Source organism: Pseudomonas corni (assembly GCF_057128765.1).
Genome location: NZ_JBSKHW010000018.1, coordinates 124131 through 145763 on the forward strand (window position 1 = coordinate 124131; position 21633 = coordinate 145763).

The 21633-nt window shown below is 58.8% G+C and carries 19 protein-coding genes; 8 read left to right on the forward strand and 11 right to left on the reverse strand.

What is annotated here, in order from left to right:
* Positions 1-121 precede the first annotated feature (121 nt).
* From ACWKV9_RS23855 to ACWKV9_RS23865, 3 genes are all read left to right on the forward strand, one after another.
* The gene (locus ACWKV9_RS23855; protein WP_483838568.1) at positions 122-271 is read left to right on the forward strand and encodes a hypothetical protein; all 150 of its coding nucleotides are present in this window, start codon (positions 122-124) and stop codon (positions 269-271) included.
* Positions 272-469: 198 nt separating this feature from the next.
* Entirely contained in the window at positions 470-1255 is a 786-nt protein-coding gene (locus ACWKV9_RS23860; RefSeq protein ID WP_483838569.1) for a sulfite exporter TauE/SafE family protein, read from the forward strand.
* A 137-nt stretch (positions 1256-1392) separates the two neighbouring features.
* Entirely contained in the window at positions 1393-1980 is a 588-nt protein-coding gene (locus ACWKV9_RS23865; protein WP_483838570.1) for a GNAT family N-acetyltransferase, read from the forward strand.
* A 259-nt stretch (positions 1981-2239) separates the two neighbouring features.
* On the opposite strand, the gene ACWKV9_RS23870 is transcribed toward ACWKV9_RS23865, so the two are convergent.
* From ACWKV9_RS23870 to ACWKV9_RS23880, 3 genes are all read right to left on the reverse strand, one after another.
* Positions 2240-3184, reverse strand: coding sequence for an ABC transporter substrate-binding protein (locus ACWKV9_RS23870; RefSeq protein ID WP_483838571.1), 945 nt, complete (start codon positions 3182-3184; stop codon positions 2240-2242).
* Between the two features lie 278 nt (positions 3185-3462).
* Complete coding sequence (locus ACWKV9_RS23875; RefSeq protein WP_483838572.1) at positions 3463-3687, reverse strand: DUF6555 family protein; 225 nt, start codon at positions 3685-3687, stop codon at positions 3463-3465.
* A gap of 252 nt (positions 3688-3939) precedes the next feature.
* Positions 3940-5085, reverse strand: coding sequence for an aldose epimerase family protein (locus ACWKV9_RS23880; RefSeq protein WP_483838573.1), 1146 nt, complete (start codon positions 5083-5085; stop codon positions 3940-3942).
* Positions 5086-5460: 375 nt separating this feature from the next.
* Between ACWKV9_RS23880 and ACWKV9_RS23885 the strand changes: the two genes are divergently transcribed.
* The 5 genes from ACWKV9_RS23885 (at position 5461) to araH (ending at position 10961) form a co-directional block, all read left to right on the forward strand.
* Positions 5461-6162 (forward strand): FadR/GntR family transcriptional regulator, encoded by a 702-nt coding sequence (locus ACWKV9_RS23885; RefSeq protein ID WP_483838574.1) that lies wholly within the window; start codon positions 5461-5463, stop codon positions 6160-6162.
* Positions 6163-6249: 87 nt separating this feature from the next.
* Positions 6250-7128, forward strand: a complete 879-nt coding sequence (locus ACWKV9_RS23890) for an SMP-30/gluconolactonase/LRE family protein (protein ID WP_483838575.1) — start codon at positions 6250-6252, stop codon at positions 7126-7128.
* Positions 7129-7302: 174 nt separating this feature from the next.
* A complete protein-coding gene (locus tag ACWKV9_RS23895) occupies positions 7303-8307 on the forward strand; it encodes a substrate-binding domain-containing protein (protein WP_483838576.1) in 1005 nt (334 codons plus the stop codon).
* 107 nt (positions 8308-8414) lie between these two features.
* A complete protein-coding gene (gene araG / locus ACWKV9_RS23900; RefSeq protein ID WP_483838577.1) occupies positions 8415-9956 on the forward strand; it encodes an L-arabinose ABC transporter ATP-binding protein AraG in 1542 nt (513 codons plus the stop codon).
* A 39-nt stretch (positions 9957-9995) separates the two neighbouring features.
* Entirely contained in the window at positions 9996-10961 is a 966-nt protein-coding gene (araH, locus tag ACWKV9_RS23905) for an L-arabinose ABC transporter permease AraH (protein ID WP_483838578.1), read from the forward strand.
* A 478-nt stretch (positions 10962-11439) separates the two neighbouring features.
* On the opposite strand, the gene ACWKV9_RS23910 is transcribed toward araH, so the two are convergent.
* The 8 genes from ACWKV9_RS23910 to pdxR all read right to left on the reverse strand — a co-directional run bounded on the left by ACWKV9_RS23910 (position 11440) and on the right by pdxR (position 21010).
* Positions 11440-11916 (reverse strand): helix-turn-helix domain-containing protein, encoded by a 477-nt coding sequence (locus ACWKV9_RS23910; protein WP_483838579.1) that lies wholly within the window; start codon positions 11914-11916, stop codon positions 11440-11442.
* Between the two features lie 332 nt (positions 11917-12248).
* On the reverse strand, positions 12249-12875 hold the full coding sequence (locus tag ACWKV9_RS23915; protein WP_483838580.1) for a PqiC family protein: 627 nt from the start codon (positions 12873-12875) through the stop codon (positions 12249-12251).
* On the reverse strand, positions 12872-14557 hold the full coding sequence (locus tag ACWKV9_RS23920; RefSeq protein WP_483838581.1) for a PqiB family protein: 1686 nt from the start codon (positions 14555-14557) through the stop codon (positions 12872-12874). Before ACWKV9_RS23920 ends, ACWKV9_RS23915 begins: the two co-directional genes overlap by 4 nt.
* Entirely contained in the window at positions 14550-15164 is a 615-nt protein-coding gene (locus ACWKV9_RS23925; RefSeq protein WP_483838582.1) for a paraquat-inducible protein A, read from the reverse strand. The genes ACWKV9_RS23920 and ACWKV9_RS23925 overlap by 8 nt, the downstream gene beginning before the upstream one ends.
* Entirely contained in the window at positions 15161-15793 is a 633-nt protein-coding gene (locus ACWKV9_RS23930) for a paraquat-inducible protein A (protein WP_483838583.1), read from the reverse strand. The genes ACWKV9_RS23925 and ACWKV9_RS23930 overlap by 4 nt, the downstream gene beginning before the upstream one ends.
* A 453-nt stretch (positions 15794-16246) precedes the next feature.
* A complete protein-coding gene (locus tag ACWKV9_RS23935) occupies positions 16247-17830 on the reverse strand; it encodes an aldehyde dehydrogenase (NADP(+)) (RefSeq protein ID WP_483838584.1) in 1584 nt (527 codons plus the stop codon).
* A gap of 306 nt (positions 17831-18136) precedes the next feature.
* Entirely contained in the window at positions 18137-19243 is a 1107-nt protein-coding gene (locus tag ACWKV9_RS23940) for a Gfo/Idh/MocA family protein (protein WP_483838585.1), read from the reverse strand.
* A gap of 333 nt (positions 19244-19576) precedes the next feature.
* Positions 19577-21010, reverse strand: coding sequence for a MocR-like pyridoxine biosynthesis transcription factor PdxR (gene pdxR, locus ACWKV9_RS23945; protein WP_483838586.1), 1434 nt, complete (start codon positions 21008-21010; stop codon positions 19577-19579).
* Positions 21011-21633 lie beyond the last annotated feature (623 nt).

The window sequence follows — 21633 nt, forward strand, 5'->3', positions numbered from 1 at the left end:
CAGACTCCTACGCCCTCCGGGCAGAAGCGGGTGTGCGGGACGTTCCCGACACTCCTCGGGCAGAAGCGGATCTGCGGTGATGAAGGCTTTTGATTCTGGCCGGAGGCCGTAGGAGCGTCGCTTGTCCCGCGATCTGGCGCGCAGCGGCAGTAAAACCGGTGGATGCAGTGTGTCAGGCGAAGCCGAGGTGGCCGGGTTTGGGGCCGCTGCGCAGCCCATCGTCGGCAAGCCGGACTCCTACGCCCTCCGGGCAGAAGCGGATCTGCGGTGAGGTTCCCTCCGCCCTCCGGGCAGAGGCCGTTCTGCGGTGATACGGGCTTTTGATTCTGGCCGAAGGCCGTAGGAGCCTCTCACGCAATCCCAATTCTGGTTATAACGATAGATCCTTTCGATATAGGTTGTTCATAAGAACATCGATATCCTGCGAACCAGATTTTTTACCGCTTTGACGCAGGTGTTAGGTATCGCAATGGATTTTGGCAATGCAGGGTTCGTCGTCGCAGGCTTGGTGGTCGGTTTTATCGTGGGCATGACCGGAGTGGGCGGTGGTTCGCTGATGACGCCTATTTTGCTGTGGTTCGGTATTAATCCTGCCACCGCCGTAGGGACAGATTTGCTGTATGCCGCCATTACCAAAAGCGGCGGCGTACTGGTCCACAAGAAAAACGACAACATTGACTGGACCATCACCGGCTGGCTGACGCTGGGTAGCGTTCCGGCGGCAGCGTTGACGCTGTGGTATCTGAGCACATTGCATACCGCGCCGGATGCGATGAATCTGGTAATCAAACAGGCCCTTGGGGTAGTGCTGCTGCTGACAGCTCTGGCTATTTTCTTCAAGAAGCGCCTGCTCGCGTTCGCCCAGAAACATGCCGGCGATCATTACCGCATGAGCACCCGCACGCTCAATCTGCTGACCGTGGTAACGGGTGTGGTGCTCGGTGTGATGGTGGCGCTGACGTCCATCGGCGCCGGCGCGCTGGGTACGGTGGCGTTGTTTCTGCTGTATCCGTTTCTCGACACTCGTCGTTTGGTCGGTACGGAAATCGCTCATGCCGTGCCGCTGACCCTTGTGGCAGGCCTTGGTCACGCCAGCATGGGAAACATGGATTGGTCGATGTTGTGCTTCCTGCTGATGGGCTCGTTACCGGGGATTTACATCGGCAGCCACCTGACCGGCCGGATTCCTGACCACATCCTGCGCCCGTGCCTGGCGGTGATGCTGGTGACAATTGGCTATAAGCTCGCCTTCTAACGAACGCTGGATGTTCTGTAGGAGCCAACTTGTTGGCGAGGGGCCCTTCAGGCACACCGGAAGAATCCTTTCGCGAACAAGTTCGCTCCTACAACGGTGTGGATCACCGCATTGATTCACGATCCCAAGGACCTGCAATGATGGACGTTATCGCCGACCCCTCGTTAATCCGTCTGAGCACCGAGCGCCTTGTCCTGCGTCCTCCGCAGCTGACGGATGCGCCTGCGATGCAGCAGTACTGCATCGCCAATCGACACCATTTCCAGCCATGGCAGCCGATCCGCCCAGCCGGTTATTTCGGTTTGGCGGCGATCGAGCAGAGAATCGCTTACGTTGAGCAAGAGCGCCTCGCCGGTCGTGCCTTGCACTTTCTGGTCTTGACCCAAAGCACCGAGGACACGCCGGAGGAAATCGTCGGCGAATGCAACTTCAGCAACATCGTGCTCGGGGTCTTTCAAGCCTGTCATCTGGGTTATGCGCTGGCTGTGCAGGCTCAAGGCAAAGGGCTAATGACCGAAGCATTGCGTGTCGCAATTGCTTACGTGTTCGACGAATTGGGCCTGCACCGAATCATGGCCAATTACTTGCCACACAACGAACGCAGTGCCCGCGTCCTTGCCACCTTGGGTTTTGAGCGCGAAGGTTTGGCTCGCGCCTATCTGAAAATCAACGGTGAGTGGGCAGATCACGTCCTCACCTCGTTGATCAATCCCACCCAGTGCTGAAGCGCCTCCAGACCGGATGTGCTGTGAGTGATCCATGCCTGTAGCAGGCAGCTAGCATCGATTTGCATCATTTTTCGCTTTGCCCCTTGCATTGAGAAGTCAACGCTTTCGGTTACAAATACTTGTCCACGGAAAGCGTGAATATGTCTGTGGATAACTGGCTGAACCCCTGTAAACCAGCGGCCTTTCAGGTGGTGATCGTTTAATGATCAGTTTCTGCTATTACTCAGATCAGCCAAATCAATCGATCCAAAGGCCCTCAATTGAAGGCATCGCTGAAGGAGGTATCGATCGCGGTTTTCGTGTCGAACGACTTAGCCAGTGCGCCGGTTTGCACGAGGAAATCCGCCGTGCCTTGGTAGTCCGCTGCGGCACCGGCATCCACCGGGCCGACGCTCATGTCCGCCTGACCAATCCAGTGCCGAGAGACCGCCTGATCCAGATTGGCTTTCTTGGCCCACAGGTCGGCGTAGGTTTCCTTGTTGGCCTGAACCCATGCGCGGGCTTTCTTCAGGCGTCCGAGAAAATCGGCGATGGCTGCGCGTTTCGGTTCGATGGCGTTAGCGTTGGCCGCGATGCTCGACAGGCCTGGCATTAGGCCCCGAGCAGTAATGATCGGACGAGCTCCGGAAAAAACCTGCTGCTGGGAGATGTAGGGTTCCCACACCGGGAAAGCGTCGATGCTGCCTTGGGGTAAGGCGGCGGCAGCATCGATGGGCATCAGTTTGACGAACTCGACATAGTCATTGGGCAGCCCGGCTTTCTCCAATGCACGCAGGGTCAATTGCTGACTCCAGGCCCCAGGCCAGTAGGCAACCTTTTTACCTTTCAGGTCCTTGATGGTCCTGGCTGGCGAATCCTTGGGCACCAACAGCGCGATGGTGTCCGGGTTCTGCCGCGAGACCCCGATCAGCTTGACTGCCGCCCCTTTGGCCGCCAGAAAGATAAAGCCCGAATCCCCAAGAAACCCCAGATCCAGTGCCCCGGCTTCAAGACCTTCAGCCACTGGTGCTGCGGATTGAAAGTGCTTCCAGTCGACAGTGTAGGGCGCATCCTTCAAGACACCGGACGCCTCGACGGACGCCCGAACGTTGTAGTAATTCTGATCGCCAATCACCAGCGTGATCGGCGAAGCGGCATGGGCAAGCGGGGCGGTGATGGCGATCGAAGCCAGACCGAAACGGACCAAACGGCGCAGATTCATTGCGATATCTCATAGAGCGTGCCGGGCTGGTGGAAGTGGTGCCGACGAATAGGGGAAAGCGCTGCGCAGGGACGCGGCGTAGGAGAGGTGTTGCAGGGGGCATGCCAGTGCGTAGTCGGGCTATTTGCATCTGATGCTGGCGCAAGGCTTTGCGACGCTGTGTTGTTAGCGTTCGAACTGTTCTTGCGCTGTTGCTCAACCAACAGTTGCGCAGAGATATGGAGTTCAAAAAAAGGGGGAAATGACCTGGTCATTTCCCCCGCTAAAAACTCAAGTTGTCAGGACTCAGCCCACTCGACATCAGTGAGGCCTAACTGCTCGGCTTTAGGCTTGCTGACTTTGGGTACCCGGTCTGACCGGTACTTGGGGATCTGGCCAAAACCTGCATCCACCGACGCCCAATGCCACGCTTCAGCGTTGTCCATATTGGCAGCGCTGATATAAAAGCTTTTGTATTTTCCGTGCAGCAAGTAATCGATCCGGTAATGCTTGTACTGTCCCACGCTCGGAGACCTCCCTATCAAACGCTGTCAATTTTCTGAGTCGTGGGCGTTTGGAAAATTCCCTCAAAATAACTCTTTGATCACCAAATGGTTACAAGCGGTAGTGCAGCAATCTGTGACGGCGTCAAAAACGTTGCGAACGGATATGGACAGCCCTTTAGGGCCATTCAAATAAAAGGTTTTGCCCGACGATTGGCTCACCTGGGGCTTAAAAAAAAGACGCCCGGAGGCGTCTTTTTATTTGGCGGTCATTTACTTGTCGAGGAACTTGAACACAACGGTCTGGGTGTAGGCCTTTCCGGGATCTAGACGTGTCGATGGAAACTTCGGCTGATTGGGTGCGTCCGGGAAGTGCTGGGTTTCCAGAGTGAACGCGCCCCAGTGCGGATAGATCTTGCCCGCTTTGCCTTTGACTGTACCGTCAAGGAAGTTACCGGTGTAGAGCTGCACACCGGGCTCTGTGGTGAACAACTGCAGGCGGCGGCCGGATTTTGGATCACTGACATCCGCGGCCAGTTTGCTCACGTTGCCTTTGGTGTCCAGCACCCAGTTGAAGTCGTAACCGCCTTCGTTGGGTTCGGCGAACTTAAGCTGCGCATTGTCTTCACGAATGCGCTTGCCAAATGCGACCGGTTTGAGGAAATCCATCGGCGTGCCAGCCACCGGTGCCAGTTCGCCGGTCGGGATCAGCTTGGCGTTGACGGGCGTGTAGTGGGAAGCATGTACGGTCGCCACCTGATCGAGGATGTCGCCGTTACCCGCGCCGGCCAGGTTGAAATAACTGTGGTTGGTCAGGTTCAGCACTGTCGGTTTGTCAGTGGTGGCGTGGTACTGAATGCGCAGCTCATTCTTTTCATTGAGGCTGTAAGTGACTTCGGTTTTCAGCGTGCCAGGGAAGCCCATTTCGCCGTCTGCCGACACATAGCTCAGTTTGACGCCGACTGAGTTCTTGTCTTTCACGCTTTCAGCTTTCCAAACCCGCTTATCGAACCCCTGAGGACCGCCGTGCAGTGAGTTGGTCTTGTCGTTCTGCGGCACCTGATAGCTTTTGCCCTCCAGCGAGAACTTGCCGTCCGCCAGTCGATTGCCGAATCGGCCGATGGTCGCGCCGAAATACGACGTGCCCTTGAGGTAACCGTCGATGTCATCAAAGCCCAGCACCACATCTTCGGTCTTGCCTGACTTATCCGGCACCAACAGCGATTGCAGCGTGCCGCCGTAGGTCAGGATAGTGGCCTGCATGCCAAGACTATTGCGCAGGGTGTATTTCTCGATGGCGGTGCCGTCCGGCAATTTGCCGAAGGCTGCATGTTCGCTGGTCAAGCCAGCGGCGGCATTTGCATGAAGGGCTGCAATCATCAGCGACAGTCCGATTCCGGGGATAAGTTTATTGCGCATCAGTACCTTCCTTTCTGTTGTTGTTATGGGGGCTGCTATGGGGCTGCTATAGGGCTGCGTGAATCTGTAGGAGCGAATTTATTCGCGAGCCGGGGTCCGGTGCGATCAGGGATGACCTCTCGCGAATGAATTCGCTTCTACAGGTCATATCCGCAATTGGTCATACTAATTACCATGGGTTAACCCAGCTTCTGGATTTATAGATCAAATCCACTTCCAATTAAATTAAATTGTAATACTATTTAGCCGTGTTCACCCTTGACGGGTTGCCAGACAGGTGTAGCCCACGATTCCGGGGCTGTACAGCCGTTTGACAGTCAATCATGTGATGATTAGCCTCGAATCGCGGACTCAACCGCGCACAGGGGCTGATCAATGAGCAGCAGTTTTCATGCGTCGACAGTGGACCGGCTGGGAGCCTGGATCGTTCAGGGCAGCGTCTTGCCGGGGCAGTCTTTGAAGGTCGAAGCGGCGTTGGGTGAAGAGTTCGGCGTGAGCCGCACGGTGATCAGGGAAGCGATAAAAACCCTGGTCGCCAAGGGCATGCTGGAAGTCGGGCCAAAGGTCGGCACGCGGGTGTTACCGGTACGCAGCTGGAACCTGTTTGATCCGCAGGTCGTGGGCTGGCTGGCAGACAAAGGCTTGTCCCACAGTTTTGTGAAGGACTTGCTGGACCTGCGCCGCGCCATCGAGCCAATGGCCGTGCGTTGGGCGTGTGAGCGGGCCAGCGCGCAGCAGATTGCCGAGATCCAAGGGGCGTATCGACTGCTCGAAGCCAGCGTCACGGATTTGGGTGATTACAACCACGCCGACCAGTGTTTTCACGAGGCGGTGCTGGCGGCCAGTCACAACCAGTTCATCGAGCAGATGCTGCCGGCGCTGGGCGCGTTACTGGCGATTTCGTTTGAAGTGTCATCGGCTGTGCCGGGTGAACTGGGTCGCACGCTGCCGCTGCACAAGGAATTGGCAGATGCCATCGCCACACGGGATTCGGCCCGTGGCGTGTGGGCCTGCATGAGCTTGATCGAAAACGCGGACGAAGTGATTTCCCGGTCGTTTGCGCAGCAAAACGCTTAGCAACAAACGCGTCCGAGAGGGCGCAAGCCACTGACCGCCGACGGTCGGGGCAAACAGCTCGACAACAATAAGAACAGGACGATCTACATGAAGTGGCTGACTGTCACCGATCAGCGTTTCAAACTGGCCGAAGGTCCTTTCTGGGACGATGCCGAGCAGGCGTTGTACTGGGTGGATATCGCCGGTTTCCGGGCCTTGCGCCTGCACCAGGGCCAGCTGCATCACTGGCAATTCAACGAGCCGGTCTCGGCCTTCATTCCCACTGTCAAAGGCGATGCTTTGGTCACACTGGCCAGCGGTGTCTATCGGCTTGACCTGTCATCGCCTGCCGAGCATCCGGCACTCACCTTGTTCTGCATCGCCGACCCCGTGTCTGGCAATCGCGCCAACGAAGCGCGTTGCGACCGGCATGGGCGGTTGTGGCTGGGCAGCATGCAAAACAACCTGGATGCCGAAGGCGGCGACTTGCCGGTGGAGCGTCGTTCGGGTGGTTTATTCACTGTGGATGCCGAGGCGCGCGTGCAGCATTTGCTCAGCGAGCAGGGCATCGTCAACACGCTGCTCTGGACCGAAAATGATGAAGCGCTGCTGGCGGCTGACAGCCTCGATGGCGTGATTTATCGCCATGTGCTGCAAGGCGACGGCACTCTTGGTGAGCGCACGGTCTGGGCCGAAAAACATGTGCGCGGCGATCCGGACGGTTCGGCCATGGACGCTGAAGGTTATGTGTGGAACGCCCGCTGGGGCGGCCATTGCCTCATTCGTTTCGCGCCTGATGGCCGTGTCGATCAAGTCATGGAAGTGCCGGTCAGCCATCCCACCAGTTGCGTGTTCGGCGGGCCGCAGATGTCCACGCTGTTCATCACCAGTGCCCGACCCTCCAGCGGTGCGCAGGAACTGGATGGCGCTGTCCTGGCCATCGAAACGGGCATCAAGGGTTTGGCTTCCCAGCGCTTCGCTGGGTGAGTTTTGCACTCTGTCACGGCAACATGGGACAGGCGTGACACTCGGTTACATTCGCTCCATTGATATTATGATATGACTGTTCGTAGTCGATCGACCGCTCACTTTTCCAGTAGCCGGTTGTCACGACCCCACTGCTGGACGCTGTAGCTATTCAATAAAAATAAGGAGTTAGCTATGTTGAGTCGCCACGGGATTCGTTCCCTGTGCTGTGCCGCTGTTGCCACTGCCATTCTGGGCATGAGTGGTGTTGCTCCCGCCGCCGATAAAGTCAAAATCGGCTTTCTGGTCAAGCAGGCTGAAGAGCCCTGGTTCCAGACGGAATGGGCCTTCGCTGAAAAGGCCGGGCAAGAGCACGGTTTTGAAGTGATCAAGATCGCCGTGCCTGACGGCGAAAAAACCCTTTCCGCTATCGACAGCCTGGCCGCCAACGGCGCCAAGGGCTTTGTCATCTGCCCCCCTGACGTTTCGCTGGGCCCCTCCATCGTCGCCAAAGCCAAGGCCAACGACATGAAGGTCATGGCCGTCGACGACCGTTTCGTCGATTCCAAAGGCAAGTTCATGGAAGACGTTCCGTACCTGGGCATGGCCGCATTTGAAGTTGGCCAGAAGCAGGGCGCTGCCATGGCGACCGAAGCGAAGAATCGCAACTGGGACTGGAAAGAAACCTACGCCATCATCAACACCTATAACGAGCTGGACACTGGCAAGAAGCGCACAGACGGTTCCGTGGATGCGCTGAAAAAAGCCGGCCTGCCTGAAGACCACATCCTCTTCACTCCACAGAAAACCCTCGATGTCCCGGGCAGCATGGACTCCACCAACGCTGCGTTGCCTAAATTGCCTGCTGCGGCGAAAAACCTGATCGTGGGCGGCATGAACGACAACACCGTCCTCGGTGGCGTGCGTGCGACGGCTGGCGCTGGCTTCAAACCGGCGAACGTGATCGGCATCGGCATTAATGGCACCGACGCCATCGACGAACTGAAGAAGAAGGAAAGCGGCTTCTTTGGCTCGATGCTGCCAAGCCCGGATAAAGAGGGTTACAACACCGCCCTGCAAATGTACGAGTGGGTCACCACCGGCAAGGAACCGGCGAAATACACCGCCATGGACGACGTGACCCTGATCACGCGCGCCAACTTCCAGGAAGTCCTGACCAAAATCGGTCTGTGGAAGTAAGGCTCACAACGGCCACGCGGTTTATGAGTTGAGACGCCTGAGCTATTCAGGCTGACATTTGCAAGGCCTCGCTCTGTCTCACACGGCAGAGCGAGGAGGAGGGTTCCATGCAGCACACAGTTCAACAACCGGCACGCCAAGCTGTTTCATCTACCGGCGGCAGCCTGCGCTTTAACGGGATTGGCAAGACCTTCCCGGGCGTCAAGGCACTGTCGGAGATCAGTTTCGAAGCTCGGCCCGGCAGCGTTCACGCGCTGATGGGGGAGAACGGCGCGGGTAAATCCACGTTGCTGAAGATCCTCGGTGGCTCGTACCAGCCCAACAGCGGCGACCTGCAAGTGGGCGCCAACACCTACATCTTCAAGTCCACCGCTGACAGCATCGCAGCGGGCATCGCTGTGATTCACCAGGAGCTGCAACTGGTCCCGGAAATGACCGTCGCCGAAAACCTGCTTTTGGGCCATATGCCCAATCGCTGGGGCATGGTCAATCGCCGGGCGATGGTGCGTCGTGGTCGCGAACTGCTCAAAGGTCTGGCCGATGAAATCGACCCGAATACCCGTTTAGGTGACCTGTCCCTTGGTCAGCGACAGTTGGTGGAAATCGCCAAGGCCATGTCGCGCAACGCCCATGTGATTGCTTTCGACGAACCCACCAGCAGCTTGTCGGCGCGCGAGATCGACCGCTTGATGGCGATCATCGTCAAGCTGCGCGATGAAGGGCGAGTGATTTTGTACGTGTCCCACCGCATGGAAGAAATCTTCCGCGTTTGCGACGCCGTCACCGTGTTCAAGGACGGGCGCTTCGTGCGCACCTTCGAGGACATGGCTGAGCTCGATCATGACCGGTTGGTGACCTGCATGGTCGGTCGCGACATTCAGGACATCTACAACTACCGTCCTCGTCAGCACCAGGGGCCGAGCCTGCGGGTCACCGGCTTAATGGGGCCGGGACTGCAGGAGCCGGTCAGTTTCGCGGTGGAGAAGGGCGAAGTGCTGGGCTTCTTCGGACTGGTCGGCGCCGGGCGCACCGAGCTGTTTCGCATGCTCTCGGGGCTGACCCGCAGTCAGGCAGGCACGCTGCAACTGGACGGCCGACCGTTGAATCTGAAATCGCCCCGAGACGCTATCTCTGCGGGGATTTTGCTGTGCCCTGAAGACCGCAAAAAGGAAGGCATCGTGCCGCTGTCCAGCGTGGCGGAAAACATCAACATTGGCGCGCGGCCTCGGCATGTCAGCCTGGGCTGCCTGATTCAAGGGCGCTGGGAAAAGGAAAACGCCCAGACGCAGATCCGCTCGATGAACGTGAAAACGCCATCGGCCGATCAGCAGATGCTGTTCCTCTCCGGGGGCAATCAGCAGAAGGCGATTCTGGGTCGCTGGCTGTCGATGCCAATGAAAGTTCTGCTGCTCGATGAACCCACACGCGGTATCGATATCGGCGCCAAGTCCGAGATTTATCAGATCATTCATAACCTGGCGAGCGACGGCATCGCGGTGATTGTGGTGTCCAGTGACTTGATGGAAGTCATGGGTATTTCTGACCGGATTCTGGTCATGAGCGAAGGCGCCATTACCGGCGAGCTGTCTCGCGAGGAAGCCAACGAATCCCGCCTGCTGCAACTGGCACTGCCGCGTACTCGCGGCTGACACTGGCTAAACGACGTGAAAAATAAAAATGAGGTGCGTATGTCAACCGAATCCAGCCTGACGGCTCCCCGCCAAGGCATGAATATGCGTCGTTTTCTCGACGACTGGGCCATGCTGCTGGCCGCACTGGGCATCTTCGTGCTGTGCGCGCTGCTGATCGATAATTTCATGTCGCCGCTGAACATGCGCGGCCTGGGCCTGGCGATTTCGACAGTCGGCATCGCTGCCTGCACCATGTTGTTCTGTCTGGCGTCCGGGCATTTCGACTTGTCGGTAGGCTCGGTGCTGGCCTGTTCGGGGGTGATCGCCGGGATCGTGATTCGCGACACCGACAGCGTGTTCCTCGGTGTTTCCGCCGCGCTGGCGTTGGGCTTGGTGGTGGGGCTGATCAACGGCATCGTCATCGCCAAGTTGCGCATTAACGCGCTGATTGCGACCTTGGCGACCATGCAGATCGTTCGCGGGCTGGCGTATATCTTCTCCAGCGGCAAGGCGGTAGGCGTTGGCAACGAGGACTTCTTCGTCTTTGGTAACGGCCAACTGTGGGGTGTGCCGGTGCCGATCGTGATCACCGTGCTGTGTTTTGTCTTCTTTGGTTGGCTGCTCAATTACACCACCTACGGGCGCAACACCATGGCCATCGGCGGCAACCAGGAAGCCGCGTTGCTGGCCGGGGTTCACGTTGACCGGACCAAGATCATTATCTTCGCTGTCCATGGTTTGATTGGCGCGCTGGCTGGCGTGGTGCTGGCTTCGCGCATGACCTCTGGCCAGCCGATGATCGGGCAGGGCTTTGAGCTGACCGTGATTTCCGCCTGCGTGTTGGGCGGTGTTTCACTGAGCGGTGGGATCGGCATGATCCGCCACGTGATTGCCGGTGTGCTGATCCTGGCCATTATCGAAAACGCCATGAACCTGAAGAACATCGACACCTTCTACCAATACGTCATCCGCGGCACGATCCTGCTGCTGGCAGTGATCATCGACCGGATGAAACGTCGATAGATCGTTTTGGGGCTGCTGCGCAGCCCATCGTCGGCAAGCCGGACTCCTACGCCCTCCGGGCAGAAGCGTGGCTATTTTGTTGGAGCGAGGCTTGCCCGCGAAGTTAACGCCACGGTTTGCCTGACACTGCGCGGCGTCAGCTTCGCGGGCAAGCCTCGCTCCAACAGGATGCAGGCTGTTGTTTCTGGGCGCAGCCCGTTCGGCTTTTGATTCTGGGCGAAGCCCGTAGGAGCCTTGCTTGCAGGCGATCTGGCGCGCAGCGTCAGTAAAAATTGCGAACGCGGTGGGTCAGATTCAACCGAGGCAGCAGGTTTTGGGGCTGCTGCGCATCCCATCGTCGGCGAGCCGGACTCCTACGCCCTCCGGGCAGAAGCGGATTTTCGGCGATGCGGGCTTTTGATTCTGGGCGAAGCCCGTAGGAGCCTTGCTTGCAGGCGATCTGGCGCGCAGCGGCAGCGAAAACTGCGAGTGCGGGAGATCAGGTGAGTTTTGTGGTTACGGTCACCAGCCGTACAGTGGCTGCCGCCAGAGATGAGGCTTCCAGTTTGATGGTGTCCAGCGCGCCGCGGATGTCTTTGCCTTCCTGTGTATCAAGGCGCGAATCAACCAGTATTGTCATCTGGTACAGCGCATCGATGATCCCATGGAGATTACGATGCAATTGATGGGTGACCTTGGTCAGGTGTTCGTACATGGTCGGGTCGCCCGCATCGCTAGCGTAGGCTTCTGACTGGGGGGCAGGGATAAGACGGGGTGTACGAAAGCCGGTGACGACGTAATTTATGTCGACGCCAGCGGTGGCGATTTTCTGCAGGTACGACGCTTTGGGTGATCGGCTGCCACTTTCGTAGTTACCCTGAGCGTTCGTCTCCACGCCACCGATTGCACCCAACGCGCTCTGAGAAAGCCTGAGCCTGTTGCGTTCCTCGCGCAGCCGTTCGCCAATCCTTGTCATAGTTGTTCTCCCTGTCAGCGTTTCCTTGGGACCTAATGCCACGACATCTATACGCGGGTAGAAAAACGTCTGGCGCCTCGCAGGCATGAGTCAAACGCCGGGTATCACTCATTTGTTGTGTATTAACTTAAAAAACAGACGTATGTCACGAAAACAGTTTGAACATATTTAAACCAAAGTTGTAGGGGTTTTCTTAAACGATCGTATGAATCAATCCGTACAGATGGATCAACCGTTTTGGCGGGCAGTATTCTACTCAACGCGGATAGGTCAACGTTGGAACGATCAGACAACGGGCCGAACAAATGTCCAGCCCGTCGTTATGAAGGGATCTATCGCGGCGAAACCGGGCAGCGAGCGCCACCCTGACGCGCCCAATCGCCAGCAGTTTTGCTGATGGTGTCAGCCAGCGTCGCGACAGCCTGCTGATGCGCCAACACCAGGTTTTCCATGCCAAGGCCGGCAGGCTGGCGAATGACGCTGCTGCAGGTCAGGTTTTGTCGCTTGGCGCCGTTACCAGAAAGGCTCAGATTCCATACCACATCGATCAAGGCGTACTGATCCAGTATCGATTCGAACCGGCGTACGTCAGTGCGCAGCGACAGCACCGGTTGATCGGGCTGCTTGGGCAAACCGGCCAGGTCCCGCGTGCCAAAACGCCGTTCCAGCTGCCCGGTCAAGGCATCGTGAAACTCATCCCCCAGAGGCGCGCCCCAGCGCTCGTTTTCAAGAATCGCCAGACTCCCGTTGCCTTGACGAATCACCAGCGGCGGCTGATCCACCTGCACTGGCATCAGCACTGGCAGCATTTCAAACTGGAACGGTGCTTGCGCCGCAGCCGCAGCCGCCGGAGCGGAAGCGGCAGGCGCGATCAGCGTGTAGTAATGCGTCGGGGTTGTGCTGCAGGCGGCAAGACTCAGCGTGGTCGCCAGGGCCAGAAGATGGGTACGCAATTTCATTGCTGAGGCTCCAGATCGATTTGACGGGATGAGGACGAGCCTTTGTAGGACTTGGGCGCTGCATCCCCGGCACGGCCACGAATCAACGATTCAGGATGGCGGCTGAGGAAGTCGGTCAACACACGAACCGAGCGGGCGGTGCGTTGCACTTCATCCATGGCCTGGCCCAACTGAACGCGAGCCGGGGAGTTTTCCGACAGCGTATCGTTGGCCGTGCCAAGGGTTTTCTGCGCCTGCTGCAAGGTGCCACGCATTTGCGGAATCACGTCGCTGTTCACCGCCTTCATGGTTTTTTGCAGTTCGCTCAGACTGCCGTTGAGGTTGCCCACCAGTTCGTCAATCGGCAGCTTCCCGAGTTTGTCGACGAACGCCTGCAACTGCTCCTGCAATTTATCGAAGCTGCCCGCCACGGTCGGAATTTCCAGTGGCCTGGCCCTGGCGTCATAGTTGGTGAGCTTGGGTGCCTTCGGATCGAAATCCATCGCTACGTACAACTGCCCTGTGAGCAAGTTGCCGGTGCGGACCTGGGCCCGAAGGCCGTGGGCGACGAAGCCTGCGAGAATGCGGGTGGTCTGTTCTTCTTCGTTGCCACCGCCGGCGGTTTCCCGCAGCTTGTCGTTGGCGGCCCCCAGCCGTTGCGGGTAGATCACCGCGCCCACGATGCCAGGGAAAGTGCCGGTCTTGGCGTCGTAATCCAGATCCACCGACACCACGCGACCGACGTTCACCCCCAGAAAATCCACCGGCGCATTGACCACCAGCCCGCGCAGCGACTGGTTGAAACGCATGCGGATGTATTTGGGTTCGCCATCCGGTGGCGCCAACGCGGTGGCTTGATCGTCGAAAATCTGGAACTTGGCGTTGGCCTCGGCAGGCTTCGCGTCCGGGCTGTATTTCGGTTCGCGGAAAGCAACACCGCCGGACACGATCGATGTCAGCGACTGCGTCGACACTTTCAACCCCGATGCGCCAAGGGTGACGTCCACACCGCTGGCATTCCAGAAGCGCGAATCGGTAAGCACGTATTGATCGTTGGGTGCGGAGATGAAGATTTCGATGTCCACGCCTTTGCCGTCTTTTGCCAGCTCGTAGGCCACTACCTGACCCACCTGAATGCGGCGGAAATACACCGGCGACCCCACGTCCAGCGAGCCCAGATCATCGGTGTGCAGCTTGAAGCGTTTGCCGCGCTCGCCGAAAGTCACGGGCGGCGGGGTCTCCAGCCCGGTGAAGTCTTTTTTGGTCTGTTCCGAATTGCCCGCGTCGGCCCCGATGAAGGCCCCGGACAGCAGCGTGTCGACGCCGCTCACGCCGCCTGCGCCGATACGCGGGCGGACTACCCAGTATTGAGTATCAGAGCTGGTGAAGGGCACGGCCGAATTGTTCAGGTCGATGGTGACAAGCACGTGGGTGCGATCGTCGCTCAGGTTGATGTCCGTCACCACGCCGATCACCACGTTTTTGTATTTGACCTGAGTCTTCTTGGCCTCCAGACCCTCTGCCGTGAGAAAGCTAACCGTGATCTTCGGCCCCACATTCAGAAAATCATGGACCAGCATCGACAGGCCGATCAGACCCGCGATGACGGGCACCAGCCACACCAGCGAAATTCTCGCCTTGCGGGCTTTGACGTCGGGCCGCGTCGGCGCAGACGAGGAAGGGGGAAGGGCGTTATCAGACATCATCAACCTCTGCGTCCCAGATGAGCCGGGGATCAAAACTCATGGCGGCGAGCATCGTCATCACTACCACCAAACCAAAAAACAGGATGCCCAGGCGCGGCTCGATGGTGCTGAGCTCGCGAAACTGCACAAGGGCCGCCACCAGGGCGACGACCAACACATCGAGCATCGACCAATAGCCGATCAGCTCGATGAAGCGATACAGGCGCGAGCGTTCGCGCATGGCCCACGTGCTGCGGCGTTGACAAGTGATCAGCAGCATGCCCAGCACCAGAAACTTGATGCAGGGCACCACCACGCTGGCGATAAAAATCAGGATCGCAATGTCCCAGGAGCCGCCTTCGGCAAACTCGATGACGCCGCTCATGATGGTGTTTTCGCTGCTGCTGCCGAACAGGTTCGTGAGCATCACCGGCAACACGTTGGCCGGGATATAGAAAATCAGCCCCGCCAACAGGAACGCCCAGGTGCGCGCCAGGCTATTGGGTTTACGCCGATGCACGGCTGAATCACAGCGCGGGCATTGATGGGTCTGCTCGGGGCAGACGTAACCGCAGACGTGGCACAGGGTGACGTTGCGCTCATGGGCAAACGGGATGCCGTTCATGTAGGGCCGACTCCCAGGTCGTCCCACAGCCGTCGAATGTCTTTACCCGCGATCAGCACGATTAACACCATCAGCATCGCCATGGCCCACAAACCGGCGCCGGGGTGCACGTCTAGCATGCCCGCCAACTTGATGATCGCCACCAGAATCCCCAGCAGGCACACCTCCAGCATGCTCCACGGCCGCAGGTGTTCCAGCGCGCGCATGCAGCTTTTGAAACCGGGAGCGATTTCGCCCCGCTGCGCATGCACCAGCACCCAGAAAAGCAGCATGATCTGCAGGGCTGGCGCGAAGATGATTGCCAGGCCAGCCACCAGCGCGATCAACGTGATGCGCCCCTGGGCCAGCGCCTGGACCGAACCCCAGAGCGTCACTTCGTTGTGCAGCCCCTGCATGCTGATGCTGATGACCGGAAAGACGTTGGCGAAGATGAACATGATGCCAGCGGCAATGCTCAGGGCCAGCAACTGCTCGATGCTCATGCGCGGACCGCGATCCAGGATCGCGCGGCAACGTATGCAGTACGCCGACTCACCTTTTTTCAGCGGGACGGCGTCGTACAGCGAATCGCAATGTTCGCAAATGATCCACTGAGCGGGATCTTCAGCAGGTTGCAAGGTTTGAGTCATCGGCGCCGTGGTCGTTGATGGTTGAAAAGAATGCGCGGTGAATGGGCCATGAAGGCAGTACGTTTCGCAGGGCGGGCAAAGATACCCCGGCGTCGAGATTCTGGCTCGCCTTTTATTATGGCTGTTACAACACAGATGGCGATGGGCAATGTGTTCATCAAAGTCGGCAGTTCGCTGGAGATGACTCATTGACCACATTGCCAGCATCAGGTTCGCCATCAATTCGACAGTATGGGAAAACAACCGTGTCCTTTATCCACGCTTGCCATTTTGATTGAAGCTAAATATCAGATTGCTGACCCGAATGTCCGGGAACCGGGTTTAATTGTAGATCAAGGCCGAGGGCCGAATAGGCTGATTGTTGGCCAGTATTGGCGAGGTCCTTGTGGATAAAAAAACGGCGCGAGCCTTTGCAGGTCGCGCCGTCTTGCGGATCAGTGAATCAACGGGTCATCAGGCGATGACGTCGCTGCTCCACTCGCTGTTCACCAGGCGCTTGAGGCCCAGCGGGTTAGCGTTTTGCAGCGCTGCCGGGAGCAAGCTGTCCGGGTAGTTCTGGTAGCAGACCGGACGCAGGAAGCGATCGATGGCCAAAGTGCCCACCGAAGTGCCGCGCGAGTCGGAAGTCGCAGGGTACGGGCCGCCGTGAACCATGGCTTCGCACACTTCGACACCGGTCGGGTATCCATTGACCAGAATGCGGCCAACTTTCTCTTCCAATACTGGCACCAGCCACTGGTATTTCTGCAGATCAGCGGTTTCACCGATCAACGTGGCGGTCAACTGGCCGCGCAGGGCTTGCAGGGCTTTTTTCAGCTCGGCGTCGTCTGCGACTTCGATCAGCAGCGTTGCCGGGCCGAAGACTTCTTCTTGCAGCAGAGGGTCGCCGTTGAGCAGCAGGCTCACGTCAGCCTTGAACAGCTGGGCTTGAGCCTGTTTGCCTTCTTGCGGCTTGCCGGCCAGATGAGTCACGCCCGGGTGCGCCAGCAGGGTTTGCACGCCCTTGCTGTAGCTGCGCAGACCGCCAGCGTTGAGCATGGTTTGCGGCGCCTGGCCACCCATGTGTTCGGTCAGTTGCTCGGTGAACGCGGTCAGGGCCGGGGAGCGAATACCAATCACCACGCCTGGGTTGGTGCAGAACTGGCCCGCACCCATGACCACCGAAGCTGCCAGCTCGCTGGCAACAGTCGCGCCGCGTGCTGTCAATGCGCCTGGCAGCAGGACTACCGGGTTGATGCTGGACATTTCAGCGAACACCGGGATTGGCTGTGGACGCTCGGCCGCCATTTTGCACAGGGCATCGCCGCCGTGCAGCGAACCGGTAAAGCCCACGGCTTGAATCGCCGGGTGCTTGACCAGACCTTCGCCGACGCCGCTGCCGAAGATCATGTTGAACACGCCTTTTGGCATGCCGGTTTTTTCGGCGGCGCGGATGATCGCATTGCCGACCAGATCAGCAGTGGCCATGTGACCGCTGTGGGCTTTGAACACTACCGGGCAACCGGCAGCGAGGGCCGATGCGGTGTCGCCGCCAGCGGTGGAGAAGGCCAGCGGGAAGTTGCTGGCGCCGAACACGGCAACCGGGCCAACGCCAATGCGATATTGACGCAGGTCAACCCGTGGCAATGGCTTGCGATCCGGCAGTGCCAGGTCGATGCGCGCGCCAAGGAAGTCGCCGCGACGCAAGACTTTGGCGAACAGACGCATCTGGCCGCTGGTGCGACCGCGTTCGCCCTGGATACGACCGGCCGGCAGCGCGGTTTCCTGGCAAACGACGGCAACGAAATCATCGCCCAGAGCGTCGAGCTCGTCGGCGATGGCTTCAAGGAATTCAGCACGGCGAGCAGGGCTCAGCTGACGGTATTCCGGGAATGCTTCTTTGGCCGCGAGGGCAGCAGAATCGATTTCTGCGTCGGTGGCTTGGTAAAAGCTGTAAGGCAGCGCCTCGCCAGTGGTGGCGTCGAGGCTTTTGTGCTGGGGTTCGCCGAGGGCGCTACGGGCGCCAGCGATGAAGTTCTGGCCGAGAACGGTAGGCATCTGCTTCTCCTGTTGTTGTTTGACTGGATCGGTTCTGAACGAATTCTGTCAGCCGTACAAGCCTGAATGCGCAGGTCTGTAAGGTAAGCGCGGCGGTGCAATGAGTCCAGCGCTGGAGTGATGTTGACAGTCATCATACAACTGCATTTTTTCGGCTGCAAGGTGGGTGACCTGTAGCGACGTTTTCAGGCTTTCCTATAACGCTGTAGGAGCGCGCTTGCCCACGATCTCAGTATCCCTTGTCAGAACCGCTGACTGGCAGATCGCAATCGCGGGCAAGCGCGCTCCTACAATGAACGCGCAGTGCTACGCATTCGGCTCATCAGTATTGATGTACTCCGGCACCTTCGCCAACGGCAGTCGCCGGGCTTGTTCAAGGCTGATGCCAGGGCGCTCGGGCAACGGATCTAGTTTCTGTGGCTGACCACTGGTCAGAGCGCGCTCGATGGCTTGCACGACCCGCACGTCGCGCCAGCCTTCATCGCCATCGGGCTCCGGCTCGCGGTCTTGCAGGATGCAGTCGGAAAAGTACTGGGTTTCGCCACCAAACTGGTCGACGACCGGGTGTGCGTGCTCTGTGGTCTTGCCATCGATGATCGCGCGATAGCTGATCGCCACGCCTTCACCGAAACCGAAGCAGGGCGATGCTTCAAATTCGCCTGTGGTGCCGATCAGCTGGAAACGCTCGGTGCTGGGCAGGCTGTAGCTCACCGTGAATGTCGCCAGCCGCTCTTCGGCAAAACGCAGAGTGACGTTGACCGTATCGAACGTATTGATCTCACGACCAGGCGTTTTGATCCCGACGGCATGCACTTCAATCGGCTCGGCGGCGAACAAGTTGCGCACAGCGTTGATCGGGTAAGGACCCATGTCGGCCACCGGTCCTGCATCAAAACCGCTCTGCATCCGGTGGTTGGCCGGGTCGGTGGTCTGGGCGAAGGTTGCCGTAAACAGGCGCAGATCGCCCAACTCACCGGCGCGCACGCGATGCACCATCTCAACGGTGCCAGGCTCGAAGTGCAGACGGTAGGCCACCATCAGTTTCGCCCCGGATTTTTCGGCTGCTTCGGCAATCGCCAGGCAATCCTCTTCGCTGGCGGCCATGGGTTTTTCAAGTAACACATGGATGCCCGCTTCAAGGGCAGGGACAGCGAATTCGCGGTGGCGGAAATTGGGCGTAGCGAGATAGATGGCGTCGATCTCGCCGGACTTGAGTAGCGTATCGAATTCGTCGTAGTGGTAGCTCTTCAGGTCGTACAGCTCCGCGAGCTTGTCGGCTTTTACCGGATCGCCGGTCACCAACGCGGTCATCACTGAGTTGTCGGTCTGTTCCAGCCCCGGCATGAACGCGCCTTGGGAAATCCAGCCGCCAGCGACCACTGCGTAACGGATTTTGCCGTTTGAATCGGGCATGTATAAGCCTCCTTTTTCAGCGGACGGTATGTCCAGCGCCTGTTTAATCGGCAGGCCAGCGCGCGGTTAGTTCAATTAGAAATGCCCATCCCCTCGTCCGCGCCGTGCGCTACCTCTGCCGTGCGCTCCTACATTAAAAGCGTGGCCGCGCGACCGGCGACATTTCCCGCAATGTGGGAGCGAACCTGTTCGCGAATGCGGTGGCTTAGATGATAGAGATATGGCGGATGTAACGACCTGTTCGCGTACAGGTCCGCTCCCACGAGTCTGCGCGTGGCGTGGGACTGAGCCAGCTCCGCCAAAAAATGCGCCATTTCTTCCGCGGCGGTAGTTTCAGGCGATCTGCGTCAACAGATCGCGCAGCCGGTCCAGCGCAGGGTCGATGTCCAGGGTTTCGATGGCGCCGAAGCCCATGATCAGGCCTGGCCGTACTGGCTGCTGGTCGAAAAACCCTTCCAGCGAATACAGGCCGATATCTACCTTCTTCGCCATTTCGATCAGAAACTTCACGTCCACTGGCACTTTGCACATCAGTGCCATGTGGAAACCGGCGATACACGGAATGGCCTCCAGCCATGGCGACAGGTCGGATTCGACCCGCGCGAGAATCCGCTCTCGACGCCCCGCATAAATGCCATGACAGCGCCGGATGTGCTTGTTCAACGTGCCGTCGGTGATGAACTTGGCCAGCGCCCATTGCGCCAACGAGCTGGTGTGCCAATCGGTCAGTTGCTTGGCCTTGATCACCGCACTCAACAATGACTGCGGCAGCACCACATAACCCAGACGCAACTCCGGCAGAAGGGTTTTGGAGAACGTCCCGATGTACGCCACCACTCCATGCTGATCCAGGCTTTGCAGCGAATCGGTGGGCCGACCCTCGTAGCGGAACTCACCGTCGTAATCGTCTTCAATGATGATCGCGCCGATAGAGCGCGCCTTCTCCAGCAGCGCCTTACGCCGGGCCAGGCTCATGGGCATGCCCAGCGGGAATTGATGTGAAGGCGTTACGTAGATGAAGCGCACGCCGTCGGGGATCATCTCAACCTGAATGCCTTCTTCGTCCACCGGAATACCGATCACCTGCGCCCCCTGCGCGGCGAACAGCAAGCGGGCGGGCGCATAGCCGGGGTCTTCCATCGCCACACTGCATCCGGGTTCGACCATTACCCGGGCCAGCAAATCCAGCGCCTGTTGCGCGCCGTTGCACACCACCACATCGTTCGGCCCGCATTTGACCCCGGAGGAAAACGCTACATGCCCGGCAATCGCCGAACGCAGCGCTGCTACACCCTCCGGCTGGCTGTAGAAACCGCGCTCCTTGGCCATCTGCCGCAGCGCGTAGTGGGTGCAGCGCCGCCAGTCATCGTGGGGGAATGTGGATTTATGCGTGGCACCGCCGATGAAATCGCTGCGCAAGGTGCCCGCCAGGCTCGGATGGCGCAATGGGAGCTCGATCGCCTCCCATTTTTTCAGCACCTCACGGCAGGTCAGTTCGACGTCAGCCTGGCGCGGCGTGGAGTGGGTGCGCAGCGTGTTGACGAAGGTGCCGCTGCCGATCTTGCCGATCAGATAGTTTTCGTAGGTCAGCCGGGCATAGGTATCGGAAATGGTTTTGCGCGACAGACCGAGCTGTTGGGCCAGTAAACGGCTGGGCGGCAGCTGGGTGCCAGCTGCCAGACGCCCGGACTCAATGCCCTCGCGCAGTTGATCGTAAAGTTGCTGCGCCAGATCTTTGCGGCCCTGGATGACAATGTGAAGTTCCAACGCTCGACTCCCGTCGGGTAAATGAGCCATTTTAGCCGCTGGCCACACCCATAGGAGCAAACTTGTTCGCGAGCCGATGTGCCTGACACACCGCGGCGTCTACCTCGCCAACAAGTTGGCTCCTACAGATATCTGCGGTGGTTCGCTCAACACAATCCCCGTGGGAGCGGACCTGTCCGCGAAAGGGCCGCCCGATCCGCTACATTTTTTGCGCCTCATGCATTGTCTTCGCGGACAGGTCCGCTCCCACATGGATGCCGAGTCGGTCCAGCAATCTGCACCGAACTCAAAACCTGTAGGAGCGAACTTGTTCGCGAGCCGATGTGCCTGATACAGCGCAGCGTCTGGCTCGCCAACAAGTTGGCTCCTACAGGTATCTGCGGTGGTTCGCCCAACGCAATCCTCGTGGGAGCCGAGTCGGTCCAGCAATCTGCACCGAACTCAAAACCTGTAGGAGCGAACTTGTTCGCGAGCCGATGTGCCTGATACACCGCAGCGTCTACCTCGCCAACAAGTTGGCTCCTACAGAACCTGCGGTGGTTCGCCCAACACAATCCCCGTGGGAGCGGACCTGTCCGCGAAAGGGCCGCCCGATCCGCTACATTTTTTGCGCCTCATGCATT